The sequence below is a fragment of the Acinetobacter haemolyticus genome (assembly GCF_003323815.1).
GTDB lineage: Bacteria > Pseudomonadota > Gammaproteobacteria > Pseudomonadales > Moraxellaceae > Acinetobacter > Acinetobacter haemolyticus.
Window position 1 is genome coordinate 482608 of the sequence record NZ_CP030880.1, and the last position, 25466, is coordinate 508073.

General features: G+C 40.0%; 22 protein-coding genes. 7 read left to right on the plus strand and 15 right to left on the minus strand.

The annotated features are described in order from the left end of the window. The first annotated feature begins 155 nt into the window (after nucleotides 1–155). Nucleotides 156–872: a DUF2846 domain-containing protein gene (locus tag DS737_RS02310; RefSeq protein WP_113996668.1), complete on the plus strand. Its 717-nt coding sequence runs from the start codon at nucleotides 156–158 to the stop codon at nucleotides 870–872. 68 nt (nucleotides 873–940) lie between these two features. Here the strand turns inward: DS737_RS02310 and DS737_RS02315 are convergent, their stop codons facing one another. From DS737_RS02315 to DS737_RS02325, 3 genes are all read right to left on the minus strand, one after another. Beyond that, nucleotides 941–2197, minus strand: a complete 1257-nt coding sequence (locus DS737_RS02315; RefSeq protein WP_113996669.1) for a carbohydrate porin — start codon at nucleotides 2195–2197, stop codon at nucleotides 941–943. Nucleotides 2198–2347: 150 nt separating this feature from the next. After that, entirely contained in the window at nucleotides 2348–3874 is a 1527-nt protein-coding gene (locus tag DS737_RS02320) for a fumarate hydratase (RefSeq protein ID WP_004640921.1), read from the minus strand. Nucleotides 3875–4056: 182 nt separating this feature from the next. Next, nucleotides 4057–4917, minus strand: a complete 861-nt coding sequence (locus tag DS737_RS02325; RefSeq protein ID WP_004640920.1) for a helix-turn-helix transcriptional regulator — start codon at nucleotides 4915–4917, stop codon at nucleotides 4057–4059. Between the two features lie 179 nt (nucleotides 4918–5096). On the opposite strand from DS737_RS02325, the gene DS737_RS02330 reads away from it, so the two are divergent. Next, nucleotides 5097–6005 carry a DMT family transporter gene (locus DS737_RS02330; RefSeq protein ID WP_113996670.1) on the plus strand — a complete coding sequence of 303 codons (909 nt, stop codon included), beginning with the start codon at nucleotides 5097–5099 and terminating at the stop codon, nucleotides 6003–6005. A 30-nt stretch (nucleotides 6006–6035) separates the two neighbouring features. Beyond that, nucleotides 6036–6641: a class I SAM-dependent methyltransferase gene (locus DS737_RS02335; protein WP_017394759.1), complete on the plus strand. Its 606-nt coding sequence runs from the start codon at nucleotides 6036–6038 to the stop codon at nucleotides 6639–6641. Nucleotides 6642–6674: 33 nt separating this feature from the next. Here the strand turns inward: DS737_RS02335 and pta are convergent, their stop codons facing one another. The 3 genes from pta to DS737_RS02350 form a co-directional block, all read right to left on the minus strand. Next, on the minus strand, nucleotides 6675–8810 hold the full coding sequence (pta, locus tag DS737_RS02340) for a phosphate acetyltransferase (RefSeq protein ID WP_017394760.1): 2136 nt from the start codon (nucleotides 8808–8810) through the stop codon (nucleotides 6675–6677). 26 nt (nucleotides 8811–8836) lie between these two features. Then, a complete protein-coding gene (locus DS737_RS02345; protein ID WP_004640913.1) occupies nucleotides 8837–10012 on the minus strand; it encodes an acetate/propionate family kinase in 1176 nt (391 codons plus the stop codon). Nucleotides 10013–10314: 302 nt separating this feature from the next. Beyond that, entirely contained in the window at nucleotides 10315–11580 is a 1266-nt protein-coding gene (locus DS737_RS02350; RefSeq protein ID WP_004640911.1) for a glutamate-5-semialdehyde dehydrogenase, read from the minus strand. A 353-nt stretch (nucleotides 11581–11933) separates the two neighbouring features. Between DS737_RS02350 and DS737_RS02355 the strand changes: the two genes are divergently transcribed. Next, nucleotides 11934–13244 carry an alpha/beta fold hydrolase gene (locus tag DS737_RS02355; RefSeq protein ID WP_113996671.1) on the plus strand — a complete coding sequence of 437 codons (1311 nt, stop codon included), beginning with the start codon at nucleotides 11934–11936 and terminating at the stop codon, nucleotides 13242–13244. A 65-nt stretch (nucleotides 13245–13309) separates the two neighbouring features. On the opposite strand, the gene DS737_RS02360 is transcribed toward DS737_RS02355, so the two are convergent. Both DS737_RS02360 and nagZ read right to left on the minus strand, forming a co-directional pair. Then, entirely contained in the window at nucleotides 13310–14152 is an 843-nt protein-coding gene (locus tag DS737_RS02360) for a class I SAM-dependent methyltransferase (RefSeq protein WP_004640907.1), read from the minus strand. A 286-nt stretch (nucleotides 14153–14438) separates the two neighbouring features. Then, nucleotides 14439–15461 (minus strand): beta-N-acetylhexosaminidase, encoded by a 1023-nt coding sequence (gene nagZ / locus DS737_RS02365; RefSeq protein WP_113996672.1) that lies wholly within the window; start codon nucleotides 15459–15461, stop codon nucleotides 14439–14441. 248 nt (nucleotides 15462–15709) lie between these two features. Here nagZ and DS737_RS02370 point away from each other — a divergent pair, with 248 nt between their 5' ends. Further along, nucleotides 15710–17893: a carboxy terminal-processing peptidase gene (locus DS737_RS02370; RefSeq protein WP_004640902.1), complete on the plus strand. Its 2184-nt coding sequence runs from the start codon at nucleotides 15710–15712 to the stop codon at nucleotides 17891–17893. Between the two features lie 72 nt (nucleotides 17894–17965). On the opposite strand, the gene DS737_RS02375 is transcribed toward DS737_RS02370, so the two are convergent. From DS737_RS02375 to DS737_RS16025, 5 genes are all read right to left on the minus strand, one after another. Continuing rightward, nucleotides 17966–18409, minus strand: a complete 444-nt coding sequence (locus DS737_RS02375; protein ID WP_004640900.1) for a DUF2147 domain-containing protein — start codon at nucleotides 18407–18409, stop codon at nucleotides 17966–17968. 88 nt (nucleotides 18410–18497) lie between these two features. Beyond that, nucleotides 18498–19166 (minus strand): LrgB family protein, encoded by a 669-nt coding sequence (locus tag DS737_RS02380; protein ID WP_004640897.1) that lies wholly within the window; start codon nucleotides 19164–19166, stop codon nucleotides 18498–18500. 10 nt (nucleotides 19167–19176) lie between these two features. Continuing rightward, nucleotides 19177–19539, minus strand: a complete 363-nt coding sequence (locus tag DS737_RS02385) for a hypothetical protein (RefSeq protein WP_004640895.1) — start codon at nucleotides 19537–19539, stop codon at nucleotides 19177–19179. Between the two features lie 74 nt (nucleotides 19540–19613). Next, nucleotides 19614–20951 (minus strand): ribosome rescue GTPase HflX, encoded by a 1338-nt coding sequence (hflX, locus tag DS737_RS02390; protein WP_113996673.1) that lies wholly within the window; start codon nucleotides 20949–20951, stop codon nucleotides 19614–19616. A gap of 74 nt (nucleotides 20952–21025) precedes the next feature. Continuing rightward, nucleotides 21026–21166: a hypothetical protein gene (locus DS737_RS16025; protein WP_004640892.1), complete on the minus strand. Its 141-nt coding sequence runs from the start codon at nucleotides 21164–21166 to the stop codon at nucleotides 21026–21028. A gap of 199 nt (nucleotides 21167–21365) precedes the next feature. Between DS737_RS16025 and DS737_RS02395 the strand changes: the two genes are divergently transcribed. After that, nucleotides 21366–22196: a lysophospholipid acyltransferase family protein gene (locus DS737_RS02395; protein ID WP_005088259.1), complete on the plus strand. Its 831-nt coding sequence runs from the start codon at nucleotides 21366–21368 to the stop codon at nucleotides 22194–22196. On the opposite strand, the gene DS737_RS02400 is transcribed toward DS737_RS02395, so the two are convergent. Beyond that, a complete protein-coding gene (locus DS737_RS02400) occupies nucleotides 22189–23751 on the minus strand; it encodes a phospholipase D family protein (protein ID WP_228206838.1) in 1563 nt (520 codons plus the stop codon). The genes DS737_RS02395 and DS737_RS02400 overlap by 8 nt on opposite strands. Before the next feature lie 167 nt (nucleotides 23752–23918). Between DS737_RS02400 and DS737_RS02405 the strand changes: the two genes are divergently transcribed. Further along, on the plus strand, nucleotides 23919–24929 hold the full coding sequence (locus tag DS737_RS02405; protein ID WP_113996675.1) for a metallophosphoesterase: 1011 nt from the start codon (nucleotides 23919–23921) through the stop codon (nucleotides 24927–24929). Between the two features lie 56 nt (nucleotides 24930–24985). Here DS737_RS02405 and DS737_RS02410 read toward each other — a convergent pair whose 3' ends face one another. After that, nucleotides 24986–25465 carry an OmpA family protein gene (locus tag DS737_RS02410; protein WP_005086726.1) on the minus strand — a complete coding sequence of 160 codons (480 nt, stop codon included), beginning with the start codon at nucleotides 25463–25465 and terminating at the stop codon, nucleotides 24986–24988. Nucleotide 25466 lies beyond the last annotated feature (1 nt).

Here is a 25466-nt window from a genome sequence, read left to right on the forward strand (position 1 = left end):
TCTGGTATCGTTCATCTAAAAAGCATGAAAGGCTTCGCTTTTCATGCTTTTTTTATTTGCAATTAGACGTTGAGGTGTTAATCTTAAATATTGAAAAATCCGCATAGTATTGCGTAGTTAAAAAATAAATCCAAGAAAACGCCTTGAGGGATGTCATGCGTTATTTAATATTATCATTGTGTTGTGCAGGGGTGTTGGCAGGCTGTCAAAGTCATAAGACAGTTGAAGAAAAACCAATAGCGCTGACTGCAACGCTACCACCTATTGATACTGAGAAAGAGCCTGGTTTATTTGATCAATACCATGTGGGTGGTTTCACAGTGGGTGGTTGGGTAAATCAAAAATTAGGTCAGCATTTCAGTCCGATTAAACCGCAAAATGAGCAGGCCGCTGTGGTCTACTTATATCGTCCTGATACGCGTTGGAATCGCCAAGAGATCGCCGCTGCAAATTTATTTATCAATGGGCATCGTATTCCAAGCTTATTGCATAATCACTATTATTGGCTTGAATTGCCTGCTGGCACTTATCGTTTAAGTGTGAGTCGTCCTTTGGTTGGATTACATTTTCAAAAACCGAAGTACATCGATTTTAGCGTGGACGCAGGGCAGACTTATTTTATTAAGTACGACGAAGAGAACAAAGTCGAGCGTAGTGTGCGTTCAGGTCCATTTATGCCAACGCCTGATAAAGTTGCTCGTCAGGAAATCGCATTTACCCGTTTAAAATCGTCTAGTTATAATTTTGTGGCACAGGAAGAATCGGGGAAAGTACGTTCCAAACCACAAGAACTTAAACCTGAAAAATACGATGCTAAATCAGAAGTGCATCTCGTGAAGCCATTTAAATTATGGAATCCTTTGACATGGTAATATGCCATGATGATCTATGTAGAAAGGCGCAATCTAGTTTTGCCTTTCTACATATAGTTAATTAAGGTTTAGAAATAGTAACCTAAGTTAATATTAAAACGTTGTTCAGTTTTAGAACTATCACCTGCAACACTTCCTCCGATGAAAGGTTGATTTTTTGCGTTCACAAAGTCGATATAGCTAAAGAAATTACCCGCAGAAACCGCAACACCTGTCGTGTTCATAAAGGTATCGCGACTATTGTCAGATTTATCGTAAATCATCCCGTAATCATTATAAAATTGTAGTTGCGAAATTGGCCCTAGAGAAACGGGTAATGTATAAGCAATATTTGCACTTAATGACTTGGCCTGAGCCGCTATAGAATCATAAAAACCGTAAGCACCTACAATCATACGATCTGCATTGTTGTTGACATTGTAGTCATATTGGCTGTGCTGTAATTGGAAGTTCCAGCGCTGATAATTACTATTGAGATGAACCGCCCATGCGTGGTAATTTCCGACACGGTTTTGGTTGTCATGTAATCCACCATAAAGGGCCGATGTACCTATTTCACTGATAACCCCACCGATATCGAATTGATAACCTACGCGACCTGCAAGTGTATTGTATTCACCAATTTTTTGTGTGGGCTCAGCATAAATATCCTCACCTTTAGTTCGTACGCCAACTACATCGTATGAGTAGCGTTTACTACGATCATCAACATAACCATCAACACCGCCTAATTCATCATTTTTATAGAAGCCTAAATCCAGTCGCCAATTATCTTTCATTTGACGTGAAACTAAGATCCCAAGATCAAAGTCATCCTCTAGACCAATATAATAATTGGGGCTGAAATAGTAGCTGTGAGAGTTATAAGGTTGATTACCAAAGCGGACAGGGGTAATACCGGCTTTAACTTCCCAATTCGGTAGGAATTCATAACCTAACCACGCATATTTGACGGTCGTCATGTAGTCATAAAAACGCAGTTCTGCACCGAGCAGGATATCGTCAACATTGCCATTAAACTTCAGTGCGATCATATCGAAATCAAAATCGCCATGACGGTCTTTATTGCCTTTTTCGTATGAGTTGATGCCTAAATTGGCACGAACTGCTCCTCCGACCTCGACTTTACTTTTTCTAGCCTCAGTGTGGGTGGTCTCTGTTTTCTCGTCTAATGCTTTGGCTTGTTGTTGGTGTAGTTTGGTTTCGAGTGCAGCAAGTTGTTGTTTTAAATTATTGATCTGTTGCTGTAAGTCAGGTTCACTTTGAGCATAGCTGCTAGAACAAATAGCAAATGTGGATAGAAGTAAGAATCTTTGATAAAGCATAATATTGAGAGCCCTCCCTTGTTAATGTTTAAGCAGTGTAATAGAGGTTTCATCGTATTATCAAATTTCAAGCATTTAAAAAGGCATTAAGAATAACCTCAATGCCTTTAAAGTGAATATCACTTATATTTTGTTGATATACACGAGAGCTTAAGCTTGTGCAGCATCAACCACTGGAATTTTTCCAATTTTTGCTTGCCAGATTTTTGGAGCAGTTGCGTGGATAGATGTACCATTGACATCAACTGCAACGGACACAGGCATATCTTCAACCACAAACTTGTAGATTGCTTCCATACCTAGGTCAGCAAATGCAACGACTTCCGCTTCACGTACAGCTTTAGACACGAGGTAAGCAGCACCACCGACAGCCATCAAGTAAGTTGCTTTATTGTCTTTGATTGCTTCAACAGCCGCAGGACCACGATCCGCTTTACCAATCATGCCGAATAAGCCAGTTGCTTCTAAGACTTGACGCGTAAATTTATCCATACGTGTTGCAGTTGTTGGACCAGCAGGACCAACCACTTCATCACCTACTGGATCAACAGGACCGACGTAGTAAATAAATTTACCTTTTAAGTCGACTGGAAGTTCTTCACCATTATTTAACATGTCGACCATGCGCTTGTGTGCTGCATCACGACCTGTATAAATTGTACCGTTAAGAAGTAAGGTATCTCCTGGTTTCCAAGAGTCCATTTCTTCTTGTGTAATGGTATCAAGGTTTACACGTTTTGATTGAGAAGAATCCCAAGTCACAGCAGGGTAGTCTTCAAGTTTAGGCGCTTGAATGTGTGCAACACCTGTACCATCTAACTGGAAGTGTGCGTGACGAGTTGCAGCACAGTTTGGAATCATACCGACTGGCTTACCTGCAGCATGACATGGGTAATCTTTGATTTTAATATCAAGAACAGTCGTCAAACCACCAAGGCCTTGAGCACCAATACCCAACGCATTTACTTTTTCGAAGATCTCGATACGGAGTTCTTCCATCTTGTTTTGTGGACCGCGACGAAGTAATTCGTCCATGTTGATTTCTTCCATGAGTGCCTCTTTCGCAAGCATCATGGCTTTTTCAGCAGTACCACCGATACCAATACCGAGCATACCTGGTGGACACCAACCTGCACCCATCGTTGGAACGGTTTTAAGTACCCAATCCACGATCGAATCAGATGGGTTAAGCATCGCAAGTTTAGATTTATTTTCTGAACCGCCACCTTTTGCTGCAACGGTAATATCGACTTTATTCCCTGGTACGAGTTTGTAGTGAATGACCGCAGGGGTATTGTCTTTAGTATTTTTACGACCAAAAGCTGGATCAGCAAGAACTGAAGCACGAAGTACGTTTGAATTTTCTAAGTAACCTTGGCGTACACCTTCGTTCACTGCATCATCTAAGCTCATGGTTAAATCAAATTTAACGTCTAAGCCAACTTCAAGGAAAACATTAACGATCCCTGTATCTTGACAGATTGGTCGGTGACCTTCAGCACACATACGTGAGTTGATGAGGATCTGTGCAATAGCATCTTTTGCAGCTTTGTTCTCTTCACGATCATACGCACGGCTCATCGCTTGGATGAAGTCTTGTGGGTGATAGTAAGAAATAAACTGGAGGGCATCCTTGATTGATGTAATCAAGTCATCTTGTTTGATGATCGTTGTCATATCAAAATTCTCTTGAGCGGGCGATTAGCTGGCGGGCTAAATTATATGACAAAAAGCTCGGATTGTGGGAGTTTTAAACGACTTTTGGCTAAAGGCTTAAGGATTTGGCTTCTTTCTCTATTGATCTAACCTTTATTGAGTTTTCTTTAATTCAAAAAAATATAAGAGACTTAATAATGAACTTACTTCATGCGCATTTGAGAGGGAGAATAACCAAAATATTTTTTAAATCGATTACTAAAATGACTGCTAGAACTAAAACCATATTGCGCAGAAATTTCGGTTAAATTGAGATTGGTTTGCTGTAATGCTTGATGTGCTTGCTCTAAGCGGCGTTGCATTACATATTGGTGAGGTGGCATACGCATCGATTGCTTAAACATATGGGCAAAATGATACTCACTCAGTTGAGCTTGCTGTGCCAAGTCAGAGAGTGTCAAACTGAGATGGAGATTGTGATCAATCCACTGCAATAATTGTTTCAACACATACGGTGATAATCCCCCTTTAACTTCCGGTGCTTGCCATTGGGCGTGGCTATAATTTTTAATTAAATGGTTAAGTAGCAGTGTGGTTGCAGTGCTCATTTGTAAGTGATTTTCACGATTTTGCCATGCACCATTGAGTAAAAAATGTCGGTAAATCATGGCAATGTGTGGATCAGCAACAAAAGTCTGTGGATTTAAAATAATTTGGTTGGGTTCACGATCCCAAACTTGTTCTGCGACACGTTGTAAATGTTGTTGGGTGTAATAGAGATGGACAAAAGTGAGTGAGTCACGAAGATCCCATGTTGATTCAAAATCTTGAGGCATCAAGCACATATGATCAGGGCCACCACCATTATGCCAACCTTGAGCAGTTTTTTGATAGCTTTGATATCCGCCTTGAATGTACATACTCAGTGTATGGTGATTGCTGCAAACATTGACGCGATCTTGATTATTGTGCCACATCGCGAGTTGCATACCTGAACCCAGTTCTACTGAGTCGAGCAATTCGGCTTTATATTGTTGTAATTGATCTAGAATCTGATATTTCATCTTCTACTCAAAGGTTTGAATATGTGACTAGTGTAGCGATTTTTAATCGCGTTTGTCATTAGTTCAGCGAGGGTAAATATAATCGCAATTTGATGATAATCATCGCAAGAACATGCAAGTTAAGATGATTTGAAACATCGCAAAATAGCGGTTATGTGAATACGATCGGGTTAATTAAGATGAATGCGCTGTTATATGCTTTGGTGGTGGTGATTTGGGGAACCACATGGATTGCGATTAGTTTGCAACAACAAAGTGGAATCTCAGCAAATGTCGCAGTGTTTTGGCGTTTCTTTATTTCAGCGATTGTTCTCTTTGTCTTTATTGCGCTCACCAAGAAATTACAGAAACTTGCATTAAAAGATCATCTATTTTGTGTATTACAGGGGCTATGTGTTTTTGGCTTAAATTTCGTCTGTTTTTATTATGCTGTGCAATATATTAGCAGTGGGTTGGAAGCGGTGATCTTTTCTATGGCTATGATTTTCAATGTAATCAATGCTAAATTCTTTTTTGATCAAGAGATTTCACCGCGCTTTTATCCAGCAGCTTTGATGGGGCTTTTGGGTATGCTGGCCTTATTTTGGCATGATGTGTTTGGTACAACATTGAACTATCAGACATTGATTGGGATTGGATTGTGTGTATTAGGTACGTATGGCTTCTCTCTAGGTAATATGATTAGTACTCGACACCAAAAACATGGGTTGGATATCTTTAGTACCAATGCTTACGGCATGTTATATGGCGCGATCTTGATGGCATTGATTTCGGGGATTAAGCAAGACAATTTCTTTCCGAGTATGCAGTTCAGTGCGTTGAGTGCATTATTGTATTTAGCGATTTTTGGTTCAGTAATTGGGTTTACTGCATATTTCTATCTCATCGGACGGATTGGTGCAGCCAAGGCAGCCTATAGTACGTTATTATTTCCATTGGTGGCTCTAGTTGTAGCGACAATTTGGGAAGACTATCAATGGCAGCTTAACGCTGTGATCGGCGTGGTCTTAATTCTTGGCGGAAATGCTATTTTCTTTATTAAAATGCCACGAATCCAAACAATATTTACGTCTTCTAAGCAACTCTGAATGAGCTTGCCATATTTAAGGAAGAGAAAAATGCAGGCGCATTTGGCAAAGCAGATTATCGATATCTATAAGAAATATGGACGTTCATGGACTGAACGTCGAGGAACCTATTTGTATGAAAAGGTTTGGTTAGATCGTTTTTTATCTTTAATTTCTGTTCCATCCAAAATTCTAGATTTGGGCTGTGGCTCAGCCAAGCCAATTGCGGAATATTTGATTGAGCATGGTCATGATGTAACGGGGGTGGACGCTTCGGATGTCATGATTGAAATGGCTCAGCAAAATTTTCCTGAACAGCACTGGATACAGCAAGATTTTCGTAGTTTTCAATCAGATCAAAAGTTTCAAGGGATTTTAGCTTGGGACAGTTTTTTTCATTTGACCCATGATGATCAAAGAAAAATGTTTGGGTTATTTTCAGATCATGCTGTGGCGGGTGCTGCATTAATGTTTACCAGTGGGCCTGCACATGGGGAGGCGATTGGCGAGATGTTTGGTGAACCTTTGTACCATGCCAGTTTATCGGCAGATGAATATCGCCTTTTATTAAAGCAACATGGATTTGAAGTGATAAAAATGATAGCAGAGGATGCTGAATGTGCAGGGCATACAGTGTGGTTGGCACAAAAACGCTAACCCATATTTAAAGGATTAGCGTTGAATGATCTGTTAACTACTTTGCGCCGCCTGTATCGCCGTTAATGCAACAGTAAACACGATATCATCGACCAAAGCACCGCGAGACAAATCATTGACTGGTTTATTTAAACCTTGCAGCATTGGACCGACACTGACCACATTGGCAGCACGTTGCACTGCTTTATAAGTGGTATTACCCGTATTTAAATCAGGGAATATGAATACATTGGCACGACCAGCCACTTGCGAATCAGGTGCCTTTTGGCGACCGACACTTTCTACTGAAGCCGCATCGTATTGTAAGGGTCCATCAATGAGGAGATCGGGACGACGCTGTTGGGCGATTTGAGTTGCTTCAGCGACCTTTTCAACATCCGCACCTGTGCCAGAGGTTCCTGTTGAATAGCTGATCATCGCAATACGAGGGTCGAGACCAAACGCTTTTGCAGAATCAGCAGATTGAATGGCAATCTCGGCCAATTGTTCTGCATTCGGATCTGGATTGATTGCACAGTCACCATACACATAGACTTCATCTGGTAACAGCATAAAGAATACAGAAGAAACCAACGAATAATTAGGCGCAGTCTTAATCAACTGGAAGGCAGGACGTACTGTGTTGGCGGTCGTATGAATCGCACCAGAAACTAAACCGTCAACTTCATCTAAGGCTAACATCATCGTACCCAGTACGACGGTATCTTGAAGTTGTGCTTTGGCTTGTAAGGCATCTAATTTACCTTTGCGTAGCTCAACCATTGGATCGATGTAGCGGTCACGGATAGTGTCAGGATCAATGATCTTTAAATCACTCGGTAATTGAATACCACGAGCTTTTGCAACTTCTGCAACAGATTCGGGTTTTGCCAATAAGATACATTGTGCGATACCTCGATTCTGACAAATCACAGCCGCTTGTACGGTGCGAGGTTCGTCGCCTTCAGGTAGAACAATGCATTTTTTCGCAGAAATAGATTTTTGGACTAACTCATAACGGAATGCTGAAGGAGATAGGCGCGGGTGTAAATTGTTTTGGGTGTGTTGATCCAGCCATTGACTGTCAATATGGCTTGATACAAAGCGTGTAACTTGTTCCGCACGTTCAGTATCATCGATTGGAATTTCATTCCCAAAACGACTGAGTTTCTTCAATGCTTCTAAGGTTGTGAGGGGTGTGTGTAAGACTGGTAAACCTTGTTTGATTGCACTTTGGCAAAACTCAAGCACATTTGCTGCGGGTGGGGATGGTTCTGTGAGAACTAATCCTGCCAATGGTGTTCCATTACTGCTGGCAAGACTGGCAGCAAGTAAAATATCAGCGCGCTGAGATGCACCAATAATCAGCTCACCTGGTACAAATTTGTGAAGTTCAGATTCAATATTAGATGCAATTAAACTGGTATGTAATATACGTCGATGTTTGGCTTCACCTTGATGTAACCATGTTCCATTGACAATCGGGGCAATGTCTAAACTTCGCGGAACGCTCAAAATATTACTAAAAGGCACTAAGCCAATAATAGGTAGGGCCTCGGTTCCGATATGGCGGTTATAACGTTGTAACTCTACTGCATAACGATCTATCTTTTCACCTAAGCGTAAACTTGGATCGAGTGTGACAGGAATTTGTGCCGTATCTTCAGGCAAACCTTTGGTTCGCATAAATAGAATGCCAGTCGTACGTGCTGAAGCAGCGCCACCAAATTGTCGAAGATGTGCATCTATTCGTTCGGCGGTTTTGCGAGGATCTGACAAGTCTGCGGTACTGACCAAAACCACTTGAGCATCTAAAGCTTGCGCTAAGGCAGCATTGATTTCACTCACAAAATGGTCTTGACCATTTGGAACAAGCCCTTCAACAATGATCACATCATGATGCGCCGCGATTTGGCGGTGTAAAGCCACCGCTTCTTCAAGCAATTCATCTGTTTCACCGAGCGCAATCAATTGTGTTAATCGATCATAGGTCATCGGTTCTACAGCATGATGCTGAAATAGATGATGGTATAAGGTTGTGGTGCGATCAACAGTTGCTTCAGCAATTTGAGAGAAGGGTTTTAAAAATCCTGCATTAATGCCTTTACAGTCTAGTGCATAGATCATGCCTAGACAGGCTGAGGTTAAACCTACACCTTCACCAGTTGGAATAAGTAAAATTGTATTCATAATGACCTTAAAATTCGATTTATTGGTTAATTAAGTTGTCCAAGCACTTGGCGCGTTTCTTTGGCAATCCTTCCTTCTTCATCGGTTGGGATGACCCAGATTTGTGGACCTGTACCATGATCAATCCGACCTTCGGTACCACGTGCTAAGCTATTATTTTTTTCTACACTAAATTGCAAACCAAAGTGTGGTAGATAGGCTACGGTTTTCTCACGAATATTGGCAGCGTTCTCACCAATACCACCTGTAAAAATTAAACCATCTAAACGAGGGAGCCCACAACTTAAAGCTGATAAAGATTTAGCGAGACGATAGCAGAAGACTTCGATTGCGAGAGTTGCACCTTCATGCCCATTTTCTGAGGCTTCAACTAGGGTTCGCATATCATTAGAAAGATCAGATAAACCCAGTAAACCGCTTTCTTTATTCAACATATTGTCGATTTTCTGAATATCCCATCCTAGATTATTGGATAAGAACAAAGGGAGGCTTGGATCAACATCCCCACTTCGGGTGCCCATAACGACACCTTCTAGCGGTGTCATTCCCATAGAGGTATCAATACTTTCACCATTCCAGATTGCACAGGTTGAGCTGCCATTACCAAGATGTGCACTGAGCCATCCACCTTGATTTTTTTGGCCAGCTAACTCACTTGCTCGCTCTGAAACATAGGCATGACTCGTACCATGGAAGCCATAACGGCGAACTTGATAATCTGAGTATAAAAACTGTGGTAGTGCATAACGATAAGCACGTTCAGGCATAGTTTGATGAAAAGCAGTATCAAAGACAGCGACTTGAGGTAAATGTGGAAATAGCGCTAAGGTGGCTTCAATACCAATTAAATTGGCTGGATTGTGTAGCGGTGCTAAAGGAACCGCATGACGAATACGATCAATGGTGTCCTGCGTTAAACGTTCAGCATGTGTCATGGTCCCACCATGTACCACTCGATGTCCGATCGCTTGAGGATTATAATTTGCTAGACGAGCTAATAGCGTTTCAAGTGCTTTGGCGTGATCTGCGTAAGGGATGGATAGTTCAAGTGGTTCACCACCGATTGTGATGCCTTTAATCCGTGCATCAGCCGCGCCTAAATTTTCTGCCAAACCGTAAATACGATCTTCACGACGTTCTGAGATCAGGGCATATTTAATAGATGAAGAGCCACAATTAATTACTAATACTGATATAGCCACGTTTGAACACCTAACCAATTTTAAATTTTATGATAAGCATTTTGAGTTTACGATCATCGCAGAACAGTAAAAACAAGCGCAATGTTTTAACATGAGGTGTTGCATTGGCAAAATAGACTTTAGCCTATACAACTTTTTATAAATCAACGGAATTAATATTTTTCAGTATAGTTTGTAAATAAGAAATACTTTTGATTAATCTGTTGGTTTTCACTGTTTTTTTGTATGAAAATATATAAAAACACGATAAAGATCAAATGAATGAACTTTATCGTGTCTTGGTTTAACTAGATGAGTTTTAATTATTGACGGATTTGACCATCACCAAAGACGATCCATTTCTGAGAGGTTAATCCCTCAAGACCTACAGGACCACGGGCATGAATTTTATCAGTAGAAATACCGATCTCAGCACCTAACCCATATTCAAAGCCATCTGCAAATCGAGTTGATGCATTGATCATTACAGAGCTTGAGTCAACACGCGCTAAGAACTCACGCGCTAGACTAAAGTTTTCAGTAATGATGGCATCTGTATGATGTGAACCATATTTGTTGATATGTTCGATTGCTTCATCCATGCCAGTCACCACTTTTACCGCAAGGATGGGTCCTAAATATTCGGTATACCAATCATCTTCTGTCGCAGTTTTAACAGAAACACCTAAGATACGTTGTGTCTCTGGGCAGCCCCGTAACTCGACCTGTTTCTCGGCATATAATTCGGCAATATGCGGTAAAAATTCCTCTGCAATTGCTTCATCGACCAATAAAGTTTCCATTGCATTACACACCCCATAGCGATGGGTTTTGGCATTTAATGCAATTGGAAGTGCTTTTTGCAGATCTGCTTGAGCTTCAACAAACACATGACAGTTACCGTCTAGATGCTTAATGACAGGGATACGTGCTTCTTGACTAATACGTTCGATCAGGCTTTTTCCACCACGCGGTACAATCACATCAACATATTCAGTCATGGTAATCAGATGACCAACTGCTGAACGATCTGGTGTATCAATCACTTGAACGGCATGTTCTGGCAAACCTGAAATTTGCAAGCCATGTTGAATCGCGGTTGCAATTGCTTTGTTGGATTCAAGAGCTTCTGAACCGCCACGTAAAATAATGGCATTACCAGACTTTAAAGCTAAAGACGCTGCTTCAAGTGTAACATTTGGACGTGATTCATAGATCATGCCAATGACACCCAATGGGACACGCATTTTACCCAATTGAATACCTGATGGACGATAAGCGAGATCGGTAATTTCTCCAATAGGATCAATTAAGGCGATGACATCTTTTAAACCTTGAAGCATTCCTTTAAAACGCGCGGGTGTAAGTTCTAAACGGTCTAGCAAAGCAGTGTCTAATTGTTTTTGACGACCATTTTGCATATCAATTTGATTGGCCGCTAAAATTTGTGTTTGGTTATTTTCCAACGCTGTATAAATCGCAGACAAAGCATGGTTTTTAAGATGAGTTGATGCACTCATTAAAACACGAGAAGCTTGGCGCGCTTGAATACCCACTTGTTGCATATAATTTTCAATAGAATCTTGCATAGCATTTTAAGGATTGCCTGTACTAATAAGATAGTAACAGTCAAATGCAGAACAATGAATAGGCGGAACTGACAATTCAAAAAAATTAAAAATGTTAATTGACGCAAATTTTTTTATTTTAGTGCGATAGAGATATTGAATATAAAACGGAGATTACATATTTTGCAAAAGATTATTGGATTAAACAAGATAAGTGGTAAAGGAAATGATTGCGTATAAAACGTGCATTTGTATAGAATGAAAAAGTATAGGATAAATGTAATACAAATTTTATAAATTTGTTAACTTGCAAGTATAAATCGCTGACAATGAGGTTCTTGCATCAAAAAAATAAACAAGGATGGAGGAAGGACATGAATTCCATTATCCAAATGGACTCGGATTTAAATCATACCTACACAGGGTTTGGTTTTTTCGACATCTACAATAAAAACAGTTTTAAGCAACCAGCACGCACAACATGGATTGATGGTTGGAAAATTGAATATATGGCGATTGCAGATCCTAAAACGATCTATAACACGCCGATTGTAATTGTCGGGGGCGCATTTCAAAACTTTAACTCTTATAAATATTGTGTTGAGCAACTTTTTGAGAGTGGTCCTGTTATTTTAATCGATTTACCATCCATGGGTGCAAATCAACAAATTCGTAATGTTGATACTGGTGAATCTGCAGGTGTTTTAGAATTGCCAGACTTATCAAAAATGCTTGGTCAATGGCTTGATATTGTAGGAATCGATAAAGTTTCCATGATGGGAATGTCTTTGGGATCGGTGGTTGCTTCTTCGTTTGCACATCAACGTCCAGAACTTATTGATCGTATGGTATTGATGGGTGTCATGCAAAAGACACGTAAAAGTTGGCGTATGCTACTTGAAGAGTCGTTGCATCTCATGCGAGAGGATCGCATGGAAGAGTTTGGGCAAGCTGTTATTTTGTATTTGGTTAATCATGCCAAATTGGATAAAACACGCATGTCACCGACGGCAAAACGTTTGTTTTTTAGACAGATGGCGGAGTTTAGTGCAACCGAGCGTGAACGTTACGAGATCAATTGCAATCGTTTATTGCGTCTAAGTGATGTGCCTGTGCCGCAGTGTAAAACATTGGTTGCAGCAGGGCAGTACGATAGTTTTACTTTACCTCATGAAAATGCGGACTTTGCACTTCAATGTCAAGATATGCAGTTTGCTTTGATTGCCAATGCAGATCATGTACCACAATTACAACGTCGTAAAGAAACGATGAATTTGTTTACCTCATTCTTGAAGGGTGAATCCATCGACAATCTTGATGGCATTATTACCATGACACGTGAGGAAATGAAACAGATCGAACGTCGTGGTGAAGAACGTATTCCAGTCTTGCAACCAGAAACTAAACTAACACATCGTCATTTAGATACTGAAGTTTTAGTTAAAGTTGTTGATATCACTTTCTTTGGTGTGTATTTAAAACTCGATGACTTAGAACAGCTTGATTTTGTTAGCCAACATCCGCGTGATTTAGCTTTACATTTAGCTGATGAAGAAGGCGAGTTTAAAATTGAATGCTTAACTTTCGAAGCAACAGTGCAAGGATTACGTATTTTGTTTAAACATGGCAATTTCGATGTTGCTGAGCGTTTAATACGGTTTATTGAGCGTCAAAAACAGTCGTAATTTTAGTTTACGATTAGTAAAAAAGAGAAGTAGATCATTTGATCACTTCTCTTTTTTCTTGTGGGTTAGTTATTACTTGCTTGAATGGTCCAAACCAGATCACCTAAATGTTGTTGTTTATTTTCCAGTATTTTTTGCTCGAAGAATTGTTTAGGTTGTAAGACTGTTACTTGTTTAAAACCAGCTTCATAGAAAAACTGCTCAACTTCTGATGGTGTTTGAAAGTGAAAACTAAATGCACTGCGAGACATCCATTTTAGTAAGCGGCTGCTATTCCAAATAATTGTGGCAAGTTTGTTTTGCGTTGGTTCTGGATAAAGATCAGTAAGATAATGAAGTTCGATAAAATCTTTTCCATAAGTCGCAATGGATTGGATCAATTGGTGTAGTAAAGGCTTATCAAAATAGTTAATTAAACCTTCGCTAATAATCACCAATGGGCGTTTCGAATCAAATACGGCAAAGGCGGCTGCAAATGCTTCTGTAAATAAGTCTACTGATAGCACATCTTCGACATTTTCTTCGATTTGTTGTAATGCGGCTTGCTTGGTTGCAGCCATATCAGGTAGATCAAGCTCACGATAAACAATATCTGGATAGTGTTGTCTAAACCACCAGCCACGCGGAGATAAGCCACAAGCAATTTCAAGTACCTGCAAGTCTGGATGTTGGCGGATGAGTTGCTCTAAATGGGCATCTAGCATAGTGTGGCGTTGCTTGAGCGTGGTGCGCATGCTACCGCCCACATATTTTTCCGCCCAACTTTCAATCGGATGGACTAAAGCAGCAAGTGTTTTTCCTTTGGCTGTTGCAAGAGAGGGATGTGAAATCCCCATCTGATACCAAATATAGCCTGTGTAGTGTGCGGTAAATGAAATGTGGCGATGTTTTGAAAGTTGTTGTGTCATCTGTCCTAGACTCTATTTTTTCCTAATTTAGATATAAAATTCATCTCTTTAAAATATAGAGTGTTTTGACTACATCTTGGTTTAGGTTTGTTATTTACTATCGTGGGGCGGCATGGATGCCGCTGTTGGGCTGGGGTTACAAGGATGTACCCTCAGCCTAACAAAGGATTTTTGCTTACTTTTCATCCCTGAAAAGTAAGTCGAGCCGAAGGCCAAATCCTTTAATCAGATGAGCACTCGGCAAGATTCCATCGTGTGAATAGAACAATTAAAAATCTAATCAAAGTTAGAACGAATTCTTAAATTCTTCAATGACTTTTCTGACGTTGTGCCAGTTTTCATCGTCTAAAGTTAAGGTTGTGCCGATTTGAATATTTGGAATTTTGCCACGCATACGCTCTAATCGCTGTTGATTTGGCAACGCCAATTCTTGGATTCCATCCAGAGCTGTACATGCAGCATCACGGTCATTGCAGACCAAGCCCATATCACAACCGGCATTTAATGCCGCTTGAATCCGCGCATCTGCACCGCCAGCAACACATGCCGCTTGCATACTTAGATCATCGGAGAATAAAACTCCGTCAAATTTAAGTTCTTGGCGAAGAATTGTTTGTAGCCAAAATGGAGAGAATCCAGCAGGGTTTGGATCGACTTGATCATAGATCACATGAGCAGGCATCAAGGCATCAAGTTGTGGCATGAGTTTGATAAAGCTTTGCATATCTTTGTCATAAATTTCTTGATATGAACGGCTATCAATGGCAGCGGCGATATGTGAATCTGCTTTTACCGAACCATGTCCAGGGAAATGTTTGCCTGTGGTAGCCATACCTGCTTTTTTCATCCCACGCATAAAAGCGTCGGCAAGAGGAACAATATCTTGCATATTTTTAGCGAAACCACGATCACCAATCACATCACTGACATCATTCAGATCTAAAACAGGTGCAAAGCTGAAATCAATACCAACAGCTAAAACTTCGGTTGCCATTAACCAACCACATTGTTCTGCTAACTCAATCGCTTGTTGTGGGTTTTCGAGGTAGTGTTCACCGAGTCTTCCCATTGCAGGTAATAAGGTAAAACCTTGTCTCAAGCGTTGTACTCGACCGCCTTCTTGGTCTACGGCAATCAGAATATCAGGGCGTACTTGGCGCATTTGATCGGTTAGGGCGCGAACTTGTTGAGGTGATTCAATATTTCGTGCAAATAAAATCATGCCACCGACTTGCGGGGCTTGTAATAGTTCAATATCTTCTTGAGTAAGTTCTGTGCCAGCAATATCTAGCATCAAAGCGCCAATCATATGTATTCCGTTTGAATTTTGATTAAAAAATTGATGAAAAAAACGATAGCAAAATTGTGCAATGATTTGCTACATTTTGTCAGTACAGATTATGATAAAACTACATGATATTGATGATAAATACTTATTGTGAGGTTATTAATAGCACCTGATAAGTATGCAGGCTGATAAAGTGTCGGATGAAATATGTTCTTAATCGCTGTATCAGCGTGTAATAATTGCCATATCCAAGGAAGTACCCAAATTTTATGAAACTTCAAATGATAGCGTGTGCAGTTGCAATTGCGACTGGTGGTTTGTTTTTCTCTCATACAATTAATGAGGCATTTGCGGCAACAGAAGCATCTGCTGTCTCAACGGTGATTAAGCCTACACAAGAACAAGCACTGGTTGCACGTCAGTTAGCAACATTGGTTGATCGCCAACACTACCTTAACATGCGCTTAGATGCATCGACTTCCAACCGCGTTTTGGATATGTATTTAGATAGTCTTGATCCTGATCATTCACTTTTTTTGAGTGGTGAGGTTGAGGAGTATAAAAATAAATATGGTTCAAATTTTGGTAGTTCACTCAAAGCTGGGAATTTAACGGGTCCATTTGAAATTCATGCGCAATATCGTGAACGTTTGAAACAATTTTATGAGTTTATGTTGGCTGAGTTGAAAAAGCCGCAAAACTTGCAGCAAAAAGATGTTTATTTGGATCTGAAACGAGAAAAAGCTCCTTATTTCCAGACCACTGCTGAACAGCAAGCGCATTGGCGTAAAATGCTGGTATCACAGTTAATTAACTTAACTATTAGTAAAGAAGAAGAGTTAGCCAAGCAAAAGGCATTAAAAGAAAATCCATCACTTGCAAATGGACAAGATCTGACAGGACCTGAGGATCTTACACCTGTGCAGACATTGACCAAGCGTTATACGCGTCAGTTAGAGCGCATGGCACGTCTAAAAAGTGATGATGTCTTAGAAAAAACTTTAAATGCGATGTTGGCGACATACGATCCACATAGTAATTATTATCCACCAATTGATGCGATGGAGCTGAATCGCCAAACGACTTTGCGTTTAGAGGGGATCGGTGTTTCGATTCGTCCAGAGCGCGGCAATGAAGATTACACTCGGATTGAAACGATCGTCGAGGGTGGTCCTGCAAGTAAGTCTGGACAAGTTAAATCAGGTGATCGCATTATTGGCGTTGCGCAAGACGGCGAGAAAATGGTGGATGTCATCGGCTGGCCAAGCTCTGAAATCGTTGGCTTGATTCGCGGTAAGCGAGGAACCAAAGTGGTTGTACGTTTACTTGGACCAGGTGCTCCGATGAGTCAAGCGCGTAATGTCACTTTAACCCGTGATATTATTCAAGAGGAAGATGCAGGCGTTCGTTCACGTACCATTGAGATCACACGAGATGGAAAGAAACATACCTTTGGTGTGATCGAAATTCCATCTTTCTATTTTGATTACCGCTCTCGCCGTGCAGGAGCAGAATATCGTTCAGTTTCAGTTGATACAGCCAAGGCTTTGGAAGCGCTCAAAGCGAAAAAAGTAGAAGGAATCTTGGTTGACTTGCGAAATGATCCGGGTGGTTCTTTGGAAGAAGTTGCGCGGATGTTGGGACAAGTCATCAAATCTGGTCCTGTAGTTCAGATCCGAGATGGCAACGGTAATGTCAATGTGTTTGAGGACACTGATGGTGGTGCACAAATTTATGCAGGGCCATTGGCTGTTCTTGTGAATTTAGCATCTGCATCGGCAAGTGAAATTTATTCTGCTGCGATTCAGGACTATGAGCGTGGTATCGTAATTGGTAGTACTACGACAGGAAAAGGAACTGCACAGGTTCAGTTGGATTCGTTAGCTTATGGGCAGGCAACGCTGACACAACGTAAATTCTATCGTATTACAGGTGGAAGTACCCAGAATAAGGGGGTGATTCCAGATATCAAACTTGTCGATATTTATAACGAGGAGTTTGGTGAACGTAAAGCGAAGAATGCGTTGAAGTGGGATACGATTCCAACAGCACCATTCAAACGAGAGGGTTCGGTTCAACCTTATGTGGCTAAATTATCCCAATTCTCTGCTGAGCGTGTTGCTTTGGATGCACAGTTTAAATATTTAGAGGCGAGAAAGGCAATTGCACAGAAAACCTCTGATCAGAAACAGGTCGTATTAGATATTAACCAGCGTCGTGCAGAACTAATTGATTTAGAAAAGCAGACTTTAGAGGCTGAAAATCAAAGACGTGTAGCATCTGGTCAAAAGCCTTATGCAAATTGGGAAAGTTATCAAGCTTCCATTGATGCTTTAATTGAAGCGCGTGCCAAGATGAAAGCACATCAACGTCCACCTTTACCAGAGGAAGAAGCGTTCGTAACAGAGGCGGCAAATGTTCTGTTGGATTATGCAAAGTTACAAGCACGATAATTTAATCGTGCAAACAAAAAGCCCTATAACATGATAGGGCTTTTTGTTTTGTCTGAGGATTTGTTTTAATCGTTAATCTGCACGAATCCAGATTTGGTTACGACCTAATGCGGATACACCTAGATAGCCGCGTAAATGTAAGCGTTTGCCATTTGCACTTAATTTAGCCCGCATACTGTAAATTTTACCTGTATTCGGATCTAAAATTCGACCATTGGTATAGTTTAGACCTTCACTGTATTTTAGACCTGTGACTACATCTAAACCTAAAATTGGTTTATTGGTATAAGGTGCAGGACAATCTACGCAGGTTTCTTTCGGTGTGTAGCCTGTACGAGGTGTAATCTTTACGATTTTCCCAGCATAGCTGCCATTTGATTCTTGGCGAATTTCAACTAACGCTTTTGGCGCCCCCGTCTTGTCATCAATACTTTGCCAGAGTCCTGTAATATCAACTGCAGAGGCAAAACTGCTGATTGTTGATAAAAGTAAAGCACTTATTAATTTTTTCCCCATGATCAAAAATCCATTTAATGTTCAAGTGCTCTATTATGGGTGATTTGTAATAACTAGTTCAATATTAATATGTGATTTGTGACAAAAATTATGATAGAGATAAAATAAATGTTGGCAACCAAATGGCTGTAAATACACCATTCACCGCCATACCAAATGCAGCATAACGCCCTGCAACAGGACCGCGTTGCCATGCTTGTGCTGTACCAATCGCATGAGCTGCAAGGCCTAATGCTAAACCAGAAGCACGTTCATCATGAATATGTTTTAAGATCCAAGGTGAAAAAGCAGCGCCAATAACGCCAGATAAAATTACAATCAGGGTAACCATCATCAAGGGTGCGTGGAGTAAAGTTGCAATGTTTAGTGCGATAGGCGTGGTGACTGCTCGTGTAGCAAAGGCCATGATTGTGGGTTCAGACATATGTAGCAAATAAGCAAGACTCATAGGTAAAGCGACAGCACTGATACTGGCAAAACCTAAAATTCCAATCATGGATTTAATTGGTAAATCATCATAGCGCATTGCAGCAAGTGGTATCGCTAAAGCGACGGTGACATAACCTAGTAAATGATTAAATATACCATTCACGTTATCCATGTAGTGTTCGTAAGGAACTCTTAGGACAGCTAATAAACCAATCACAATAAACATGGCAAATACAATTAATGGAATTTGAGGCATTTTTTTATTGAGAGGCTTAGCAATCAAATAACTAACCAAGGTGATCACGAATCCGTAAATAACCATAAACATATACGAACTCCTATAACCAACGTTTCGCCATTTTGGCGTAAATCCACAATGGCAATAAAGTACTTAGGGTGAGAATAAATAAAAACACAGGAATTTCTTTACCCAAATGAACTAGCATGATTAAGGACCCTGCACAAATCGGTAAAAATGCAAAAGAACTTTCTTTCATGATTCTATTGTTGGTATCAATCAGACGATTGGAAATTTTTCTAAACTTTCTCCAGATTAATAACACGCTAAGTAGGCTAATTAGCCCGACCAAGTTACCGAGTTCTGGATGTTGAAAGAAAGTGGTGATGGCGACAGCTCCTTCACGAAATACAACAATTAATAGAATCGTGTAAAACCAAGCTGTCCAATCGATTTCTTTCATGTTCTCTTTTACCCATGTTTATAACAATGATGAATCGTGTTATTACGCTTGCACGAGAAGCGAGCCCCAGCGACTTATTCCTCTTTAGATTCAAACTCTTCTAAAACACGATGAAATAAGAACGACTTTGCTCCGACAATTTCATCGAGTGGTAAGTGTGCTTGTTTAATCAGTTGTTCTAACTTGTGAGGGGCGATGCATACGGATAAATGCAAGTCACCTTCATCATCATAATGTTCTGATTGAATAACATTCAAAGTGTAAAGTTGCGTACGTAGTTTACCGTAAGCAGGCTTGAGGACTAAATCAAATTGTTGTAACTGTCCCATCAGACATTGTTGTACCGCTTGACTGAGTAAATCCAATCCTTGACCTGAATGTGCAGATAGATAAACGCGATCGGGTAGTTCGGGTGCTTTATAGGTGATTTTAGCAGTATCACCACTCAGGTCGATTTTATTATAGACATGCAAAATAGGTGCATCTGCCCCGATTTCTTTTAGAACTGACTCTACCGCTTCGATTTGTTCAGGCATATTGGGGCTACTACTATCGACAACGTGTAAAAGGAGTGTTGCTTCAAGTGTTTCCTCTAAAGTTGCTTTAAATGATTCAACTAAATCATGTTGTAGATTACGTACAAACCCAACCGTATCAGCGAGTACAACCGTACCAATACCATCCCACTCAAGTCGGCGTAAGGTCGGGTCTAGTGTTGCAAAGAGTTGATCAGCAGCATAGACATCACTTTTTGCTAAAATATTAAATAATGTTGATTTTCCAGCATTGGTATAACCTACTAAGGAAATGGTGGGAATCGCTGCCTTTTGGCGAGCGGCACGACCTTGTAAACGGGTTTGTTGTACTTTAATAAGTTTATCTTTAAGTTGGGTAATTCGGACTCGAATGAGTCGACGATCTGTTTCGAGTTGCGATTCACCAGGACCGCGTAGACCAATGCCACCTTTTTGTTGTTCTAGATTGCCCGTAAAGCCTCGAATCAAGCGAGTCGATAAATGCTTGAGTTGAGCCAATTCAACTTGTAATTTACCTTCATGTGTACGGGCACGTAAGGCGAAGATATCTAAAATTAAGCCTGTACGATCGATGACACGACATTTTAGAACTTTTTCTAAGTTACGTTCCTGAGCAGGAGATAATGAGTGATCGAAGATCACCAATTCAGCATCAAGTGCTCTAACTAATTCCGCAATTTCTTCAACTTTACCTGAGCCAATAAAAAATTTTGGATCAGGTTTCTGACGTTGAACTGAAACATGTTCAAGAATTTCAGCACCTGCGGATTGAGCGAGCAATCGAAACTCTTCAGCATCAAGATCATCAAGAAGTTGAACGGAAACACTGACCAAAATTGCTCGTTCACCATGCTGACGCTGCTCAAAATTTTCCACGCTGTTTATAAATCCTTGGTCTCAAAGTCTTATTCTAGAACAAACTGAAAGTAAAGGGCAAAGACTGAGTAGATTTATATAATATTACTGCGTAAAAGTTCTATAAATCCTACCAATGTTCCAAAATATAAGATTGACCAGCCAATAAACATTCTTAAAGCATAACCGTAAGGTACAGTGGTTTGTGACGTAGATGCTGTTGCTTGAGATTTCATCTGCTCACCTTTTGATTTGAAAATTCGATTTTTGAATTATAATCAATCTATAAAATCATTTAAAATTGAAAAATATTATGCTTACATTCGGTTTTTGTTATGACACAAACTTTTATAAGAGGATATGAGCGTGATATAACTTGATTAATTCAATGTATACATGTTCAGTGTTTTACTGATCCGATGGTTTTAATGATTTATGACTCAAGAAGTATCAACAGCAAAAAGCAGCGCGCCATTAAATTTACTTTCCAAATTTAGTTTATATAGTCGAAAACTAGCAGCAGGCTTAGAAACCATTGGTGAAGGATTTTATCTGATTTATCGACATGGTCTTTACAAAGATCCGAATAATCCTGTGAATACTCGATATGTTCAATATTTTTGCCGACGATTATGTGAGGTCTTTAATCTAGATGTACAAGTGCATGGCAGCATACCTAGAGAACCTTCACTGTGGGTTAGTAATCATATTTCATGGTTAGATGTTGCGGTACTCGGCTCAGGAGCACGTATTTTCTTTTTGGCGAAAGCTGAAGTAGAAAAGTGGCCTATTTTAGGTAATTTAGCTAAAGGTGGTGGAACTTTATTTATTAAGCGAGGCTCGGGGGACTCACTGCGTATTCGAGAGCAAATTACAGATTTTTTAAAACAAGATATTCCTGTCTTATTTTTTCCAGAAGCCACAACTACAGATGGTCGTCAGGTTAAAAAAGTGCATGGTCGCTTATTAGGTGCGGCGATAGAAGCTCAACGACCCGTGCAGATTTGTGTCATTTGCTATGTTAATCAGCAAGGTGAGCTAGATATGGTTGCGCCATTCATTGGTGCAATGACTTTTGTTGAACATGTACAACGTGTGTTGGAAATGCCAAGAGTCACAGCGCATTTATTGACTTTACCTGCAATCTCGGTTGAAGGGCACACGGTGGATAGTTTAACCAAAGAAGTGGATTTAAAGATGCGTGAAGGTCTGAAGAAGTTACACCGTAAAGTTTTAAAAGTATTGCCTGAAGATGATCTTACATAAATCCTTCAATTGGAAGCCATGAAATGACTTTCATACCAGCTCTTTGCCACCATTTCATTTTTGGTTCTTTTCTGTAGATAATCGGGCCTTGAGGTGTTTGGCGTTGCCATGTAATTTTATTATTTGCATCCAAAACTAATTTGTATGCAAATTTGGTAAGGTTCTGATCCATGGTGGTGTGTACGGCTTGAGCAAGTGGTGGACTATTCAGAAGAACACCGATTTCGGTATTTAAATATGCCGAGCGAGGATCGAAATTAAAAGAACCAATAAAAACTTGCTTTTCATCGAGTGCCATTAGTTTTGCATGCAAACTAGAGCGGCTTAAACCTTTAAGACTCACTTTTGCTTTTTTGGCCAGTTCTTCCGTCCGCTTATCTAAATCACTTTTGTCTATTGCGGGTAAAAACTCGTAGAGTTGAACCCCTTTTTCGAGTAACTCTTGACGATATTTTCCATAGAATGCATGAACAACGGCAACATCGTTGGCTTTAAATGAGTTGGTGAGAACTCTGACTTCAATTCCATCTTGCGCCAAGTCTGTTAAAACCTTCGTTCCTTTCTTTTCTGGTACAAAATAAGCGGAGATGAGATCGATATTCTTTTCAGGTTGTTCGAGGTGATTGATCAATTGAAAATTTAAATGTTCTTCTTTCTTGGCTTTTGCTCTTATTTTATCTGGAGAATCTTTGACAACTTCTGCTTTGACCCAGTCGAGTGAAATGCGTTGATTCATTAAACCATTGATGGTCTGTGAGTGATTGGTAATATCTAAGTAGTTTTGCACCGTGGCAAGTTGATAATGTTCATCTAATTGCTGCTTTAAGCTTTCATAGCTAAGGCGATGTGATCGTTGTTTAACGATATCTCTCACATCATAAGCGTATTCATGGTTCCAATAGTCATCAAAGGATGTTGAGATATCATTTACCGCTGTGCCAAATAGCATGACATCGACATCAGAAAATTGGAAATTTTCGCTGATATTATAATATTGATTCGTCATATTACGTCCACCAATCAATGCAACTTGGTGATCAGCAATAAAACTTTTGTTATGCATTCGTCGATTGATGCGCTTTAAGTCGAGCACCATATCTATGGCACGATATTTACGAAACCGATAAGGATTAAATAACTTAACCTCAATATTGGGATGTTGAGCCAAAGCTAAAAAAATTCCTTCTGTTTTTTTTGCATTGTTATCATCGATTAATAGTCGAACTTTGACTCCACGATCAGCTGCACGTATCAGTGCATGTAAAGCAAGAGCTCCAACTTTGTCGTTATCCCAAATATAATATTGTAGATCTAAGCTTTTTTCTGCTTTATCGATCAGACTTAAACGTGCAGATAAGGCTTCTAGTGGTTCAAATAATACATGGTAGCCTGTCAGTGCAGGGTGCTGGGCTTGTAGAGGTTGGATGACCTGAGCCAGTGATGTTTCTGAGTGTTCAGTTTGAATGCTTATAGAGGGTGTTGATGGTGTTTTATGTTGGGGTAAAGTACTACATCCACTTATGGTTAAGGCAATTGCACAAGAAAACGCAAGCATGTTTTTATTGTAAGTACTTGTACTTATCTTTGTATGTTTGCCATTTAAATGAGAAAATTGCGTCATAATCGTTACTGATTAAAGGTTGGGTTGAGTATACCATTTCATCGAAAAAGATAAATATAAGATGCAACCTCTGTCCCTGAGTAAATTGAAAGAGGGCTTTAATGTCGAATTCAGATCCTATTATTTTTGGCTTTTATCTTATTTTTGCGATTTTAGCACTTTGGGCCTTTATCGAAGCATGGGTTCACCAGTCACGTACAGAGACCATCCATCCATTTAAAGCTTTTGTGCATTTGCTTGCTTTTTATCTCTCTTATTTACTCGTACCTCTGTGGTTTTTTAGCTTATATGCGGGGTGGTCTGGGTACTATAATATCCATCAAACCGCTTTTGTTTTTCTCTTGAGTAGCGTCTTGGTCTACGCACGCTTTATTGAGCCACATCAAATTCATGTCAAACAGCATCAGTTTCGTTTAAATCCTACACAGGAATTTAAGCGTCCTATTAAAGTTGCGTTGGTTGCAGATCTGCACATTGGTTTATTCTCGGGGCATGAGCGTCAACTTAAAAGTATTGTTAAAAAGTTGAATCAGCAACAACCTGATTTAGTTGTGGTAGCTGGAGACTGGACTTATGAGCCAGAAAATCGACTTGTTTATGAGCTTGAAGTTTTAAAGAAAATTCAAGCACCTGTTTATTCTGTACCAGGGAACCACGATGAACAATATCCAGGACCACCAATCCAAGCGTTATTAAGTGAGGCGTTGGTACAAAATAATGTGATAGATATTGAAGGTAAGATCGTTGATTTTGATGAATTTCGTCTCATCGGTATTGGTGATCTGTGGGCTGGTAAAGCGAATATGCGCTTTTTGCCTGATTTACCCCAAGATAAACCTTGGTTAATTTTATCTCATAACCCAGATACTGTAGATATGGTGCCCGAATTACCCATGCGTCCATTGATGCTGTCTGGCCATACGCATGGTGGACAAATTGAGTTACCGTGGGTGACAAATTATATTATGAAAAAAGTCTCAATTTTGGGACATAAAAAAGGTTTTTATTCACATGAGCATGCAGATGTCTTTGTAACTGTTGGAACGGGGATGGTTGGTGTGCCTTTTCGATTTAGAGTGCCACCCACTATCGATATTATCGAACTCATCTAAAAATAAAAAGCCAACTGACTATGAGTTGGCTTTTTGGGGAAAGAGTGATCTAGAAATTAAGGAATAATGATCACAGCTACTCGACGATTGCTCGCACGGTTTTCCTCTGAGGTATTTGGCAAATAGGGTTGACTAGAACCACGACCAATCACTGTTAAATTATTTTGCTTAAAGCCTTCATTAACAAAAATCATAGAAACGCTTTGAGCACGTTCCTCTGAAAGTTTTTGATTGTATTCTGGATTGCCGACATCATCGGTATGTCCGACAATTTTTAGTTTTTGTAAATCGTATTTATTGAGTTGCTTCGCTAAACGAGCAATCTCATTTGCATGTTCTGGCTTGATGTCTGACTTATTAAAGTCAAAGAGTAAGCGTTCAGGTAAGCCCAAACTCCAGCCTTCATCTGTTAAAACGAAACCTTCTTGTTTCAACATTTTGACTTGGCGATACTTTAGTGGGCCAAAACTCAAACATCCAGCCAATGTTAGGCAGAGTAACGCAATAAATGAAATTTTAAGTGTGTGTGTGCGCATA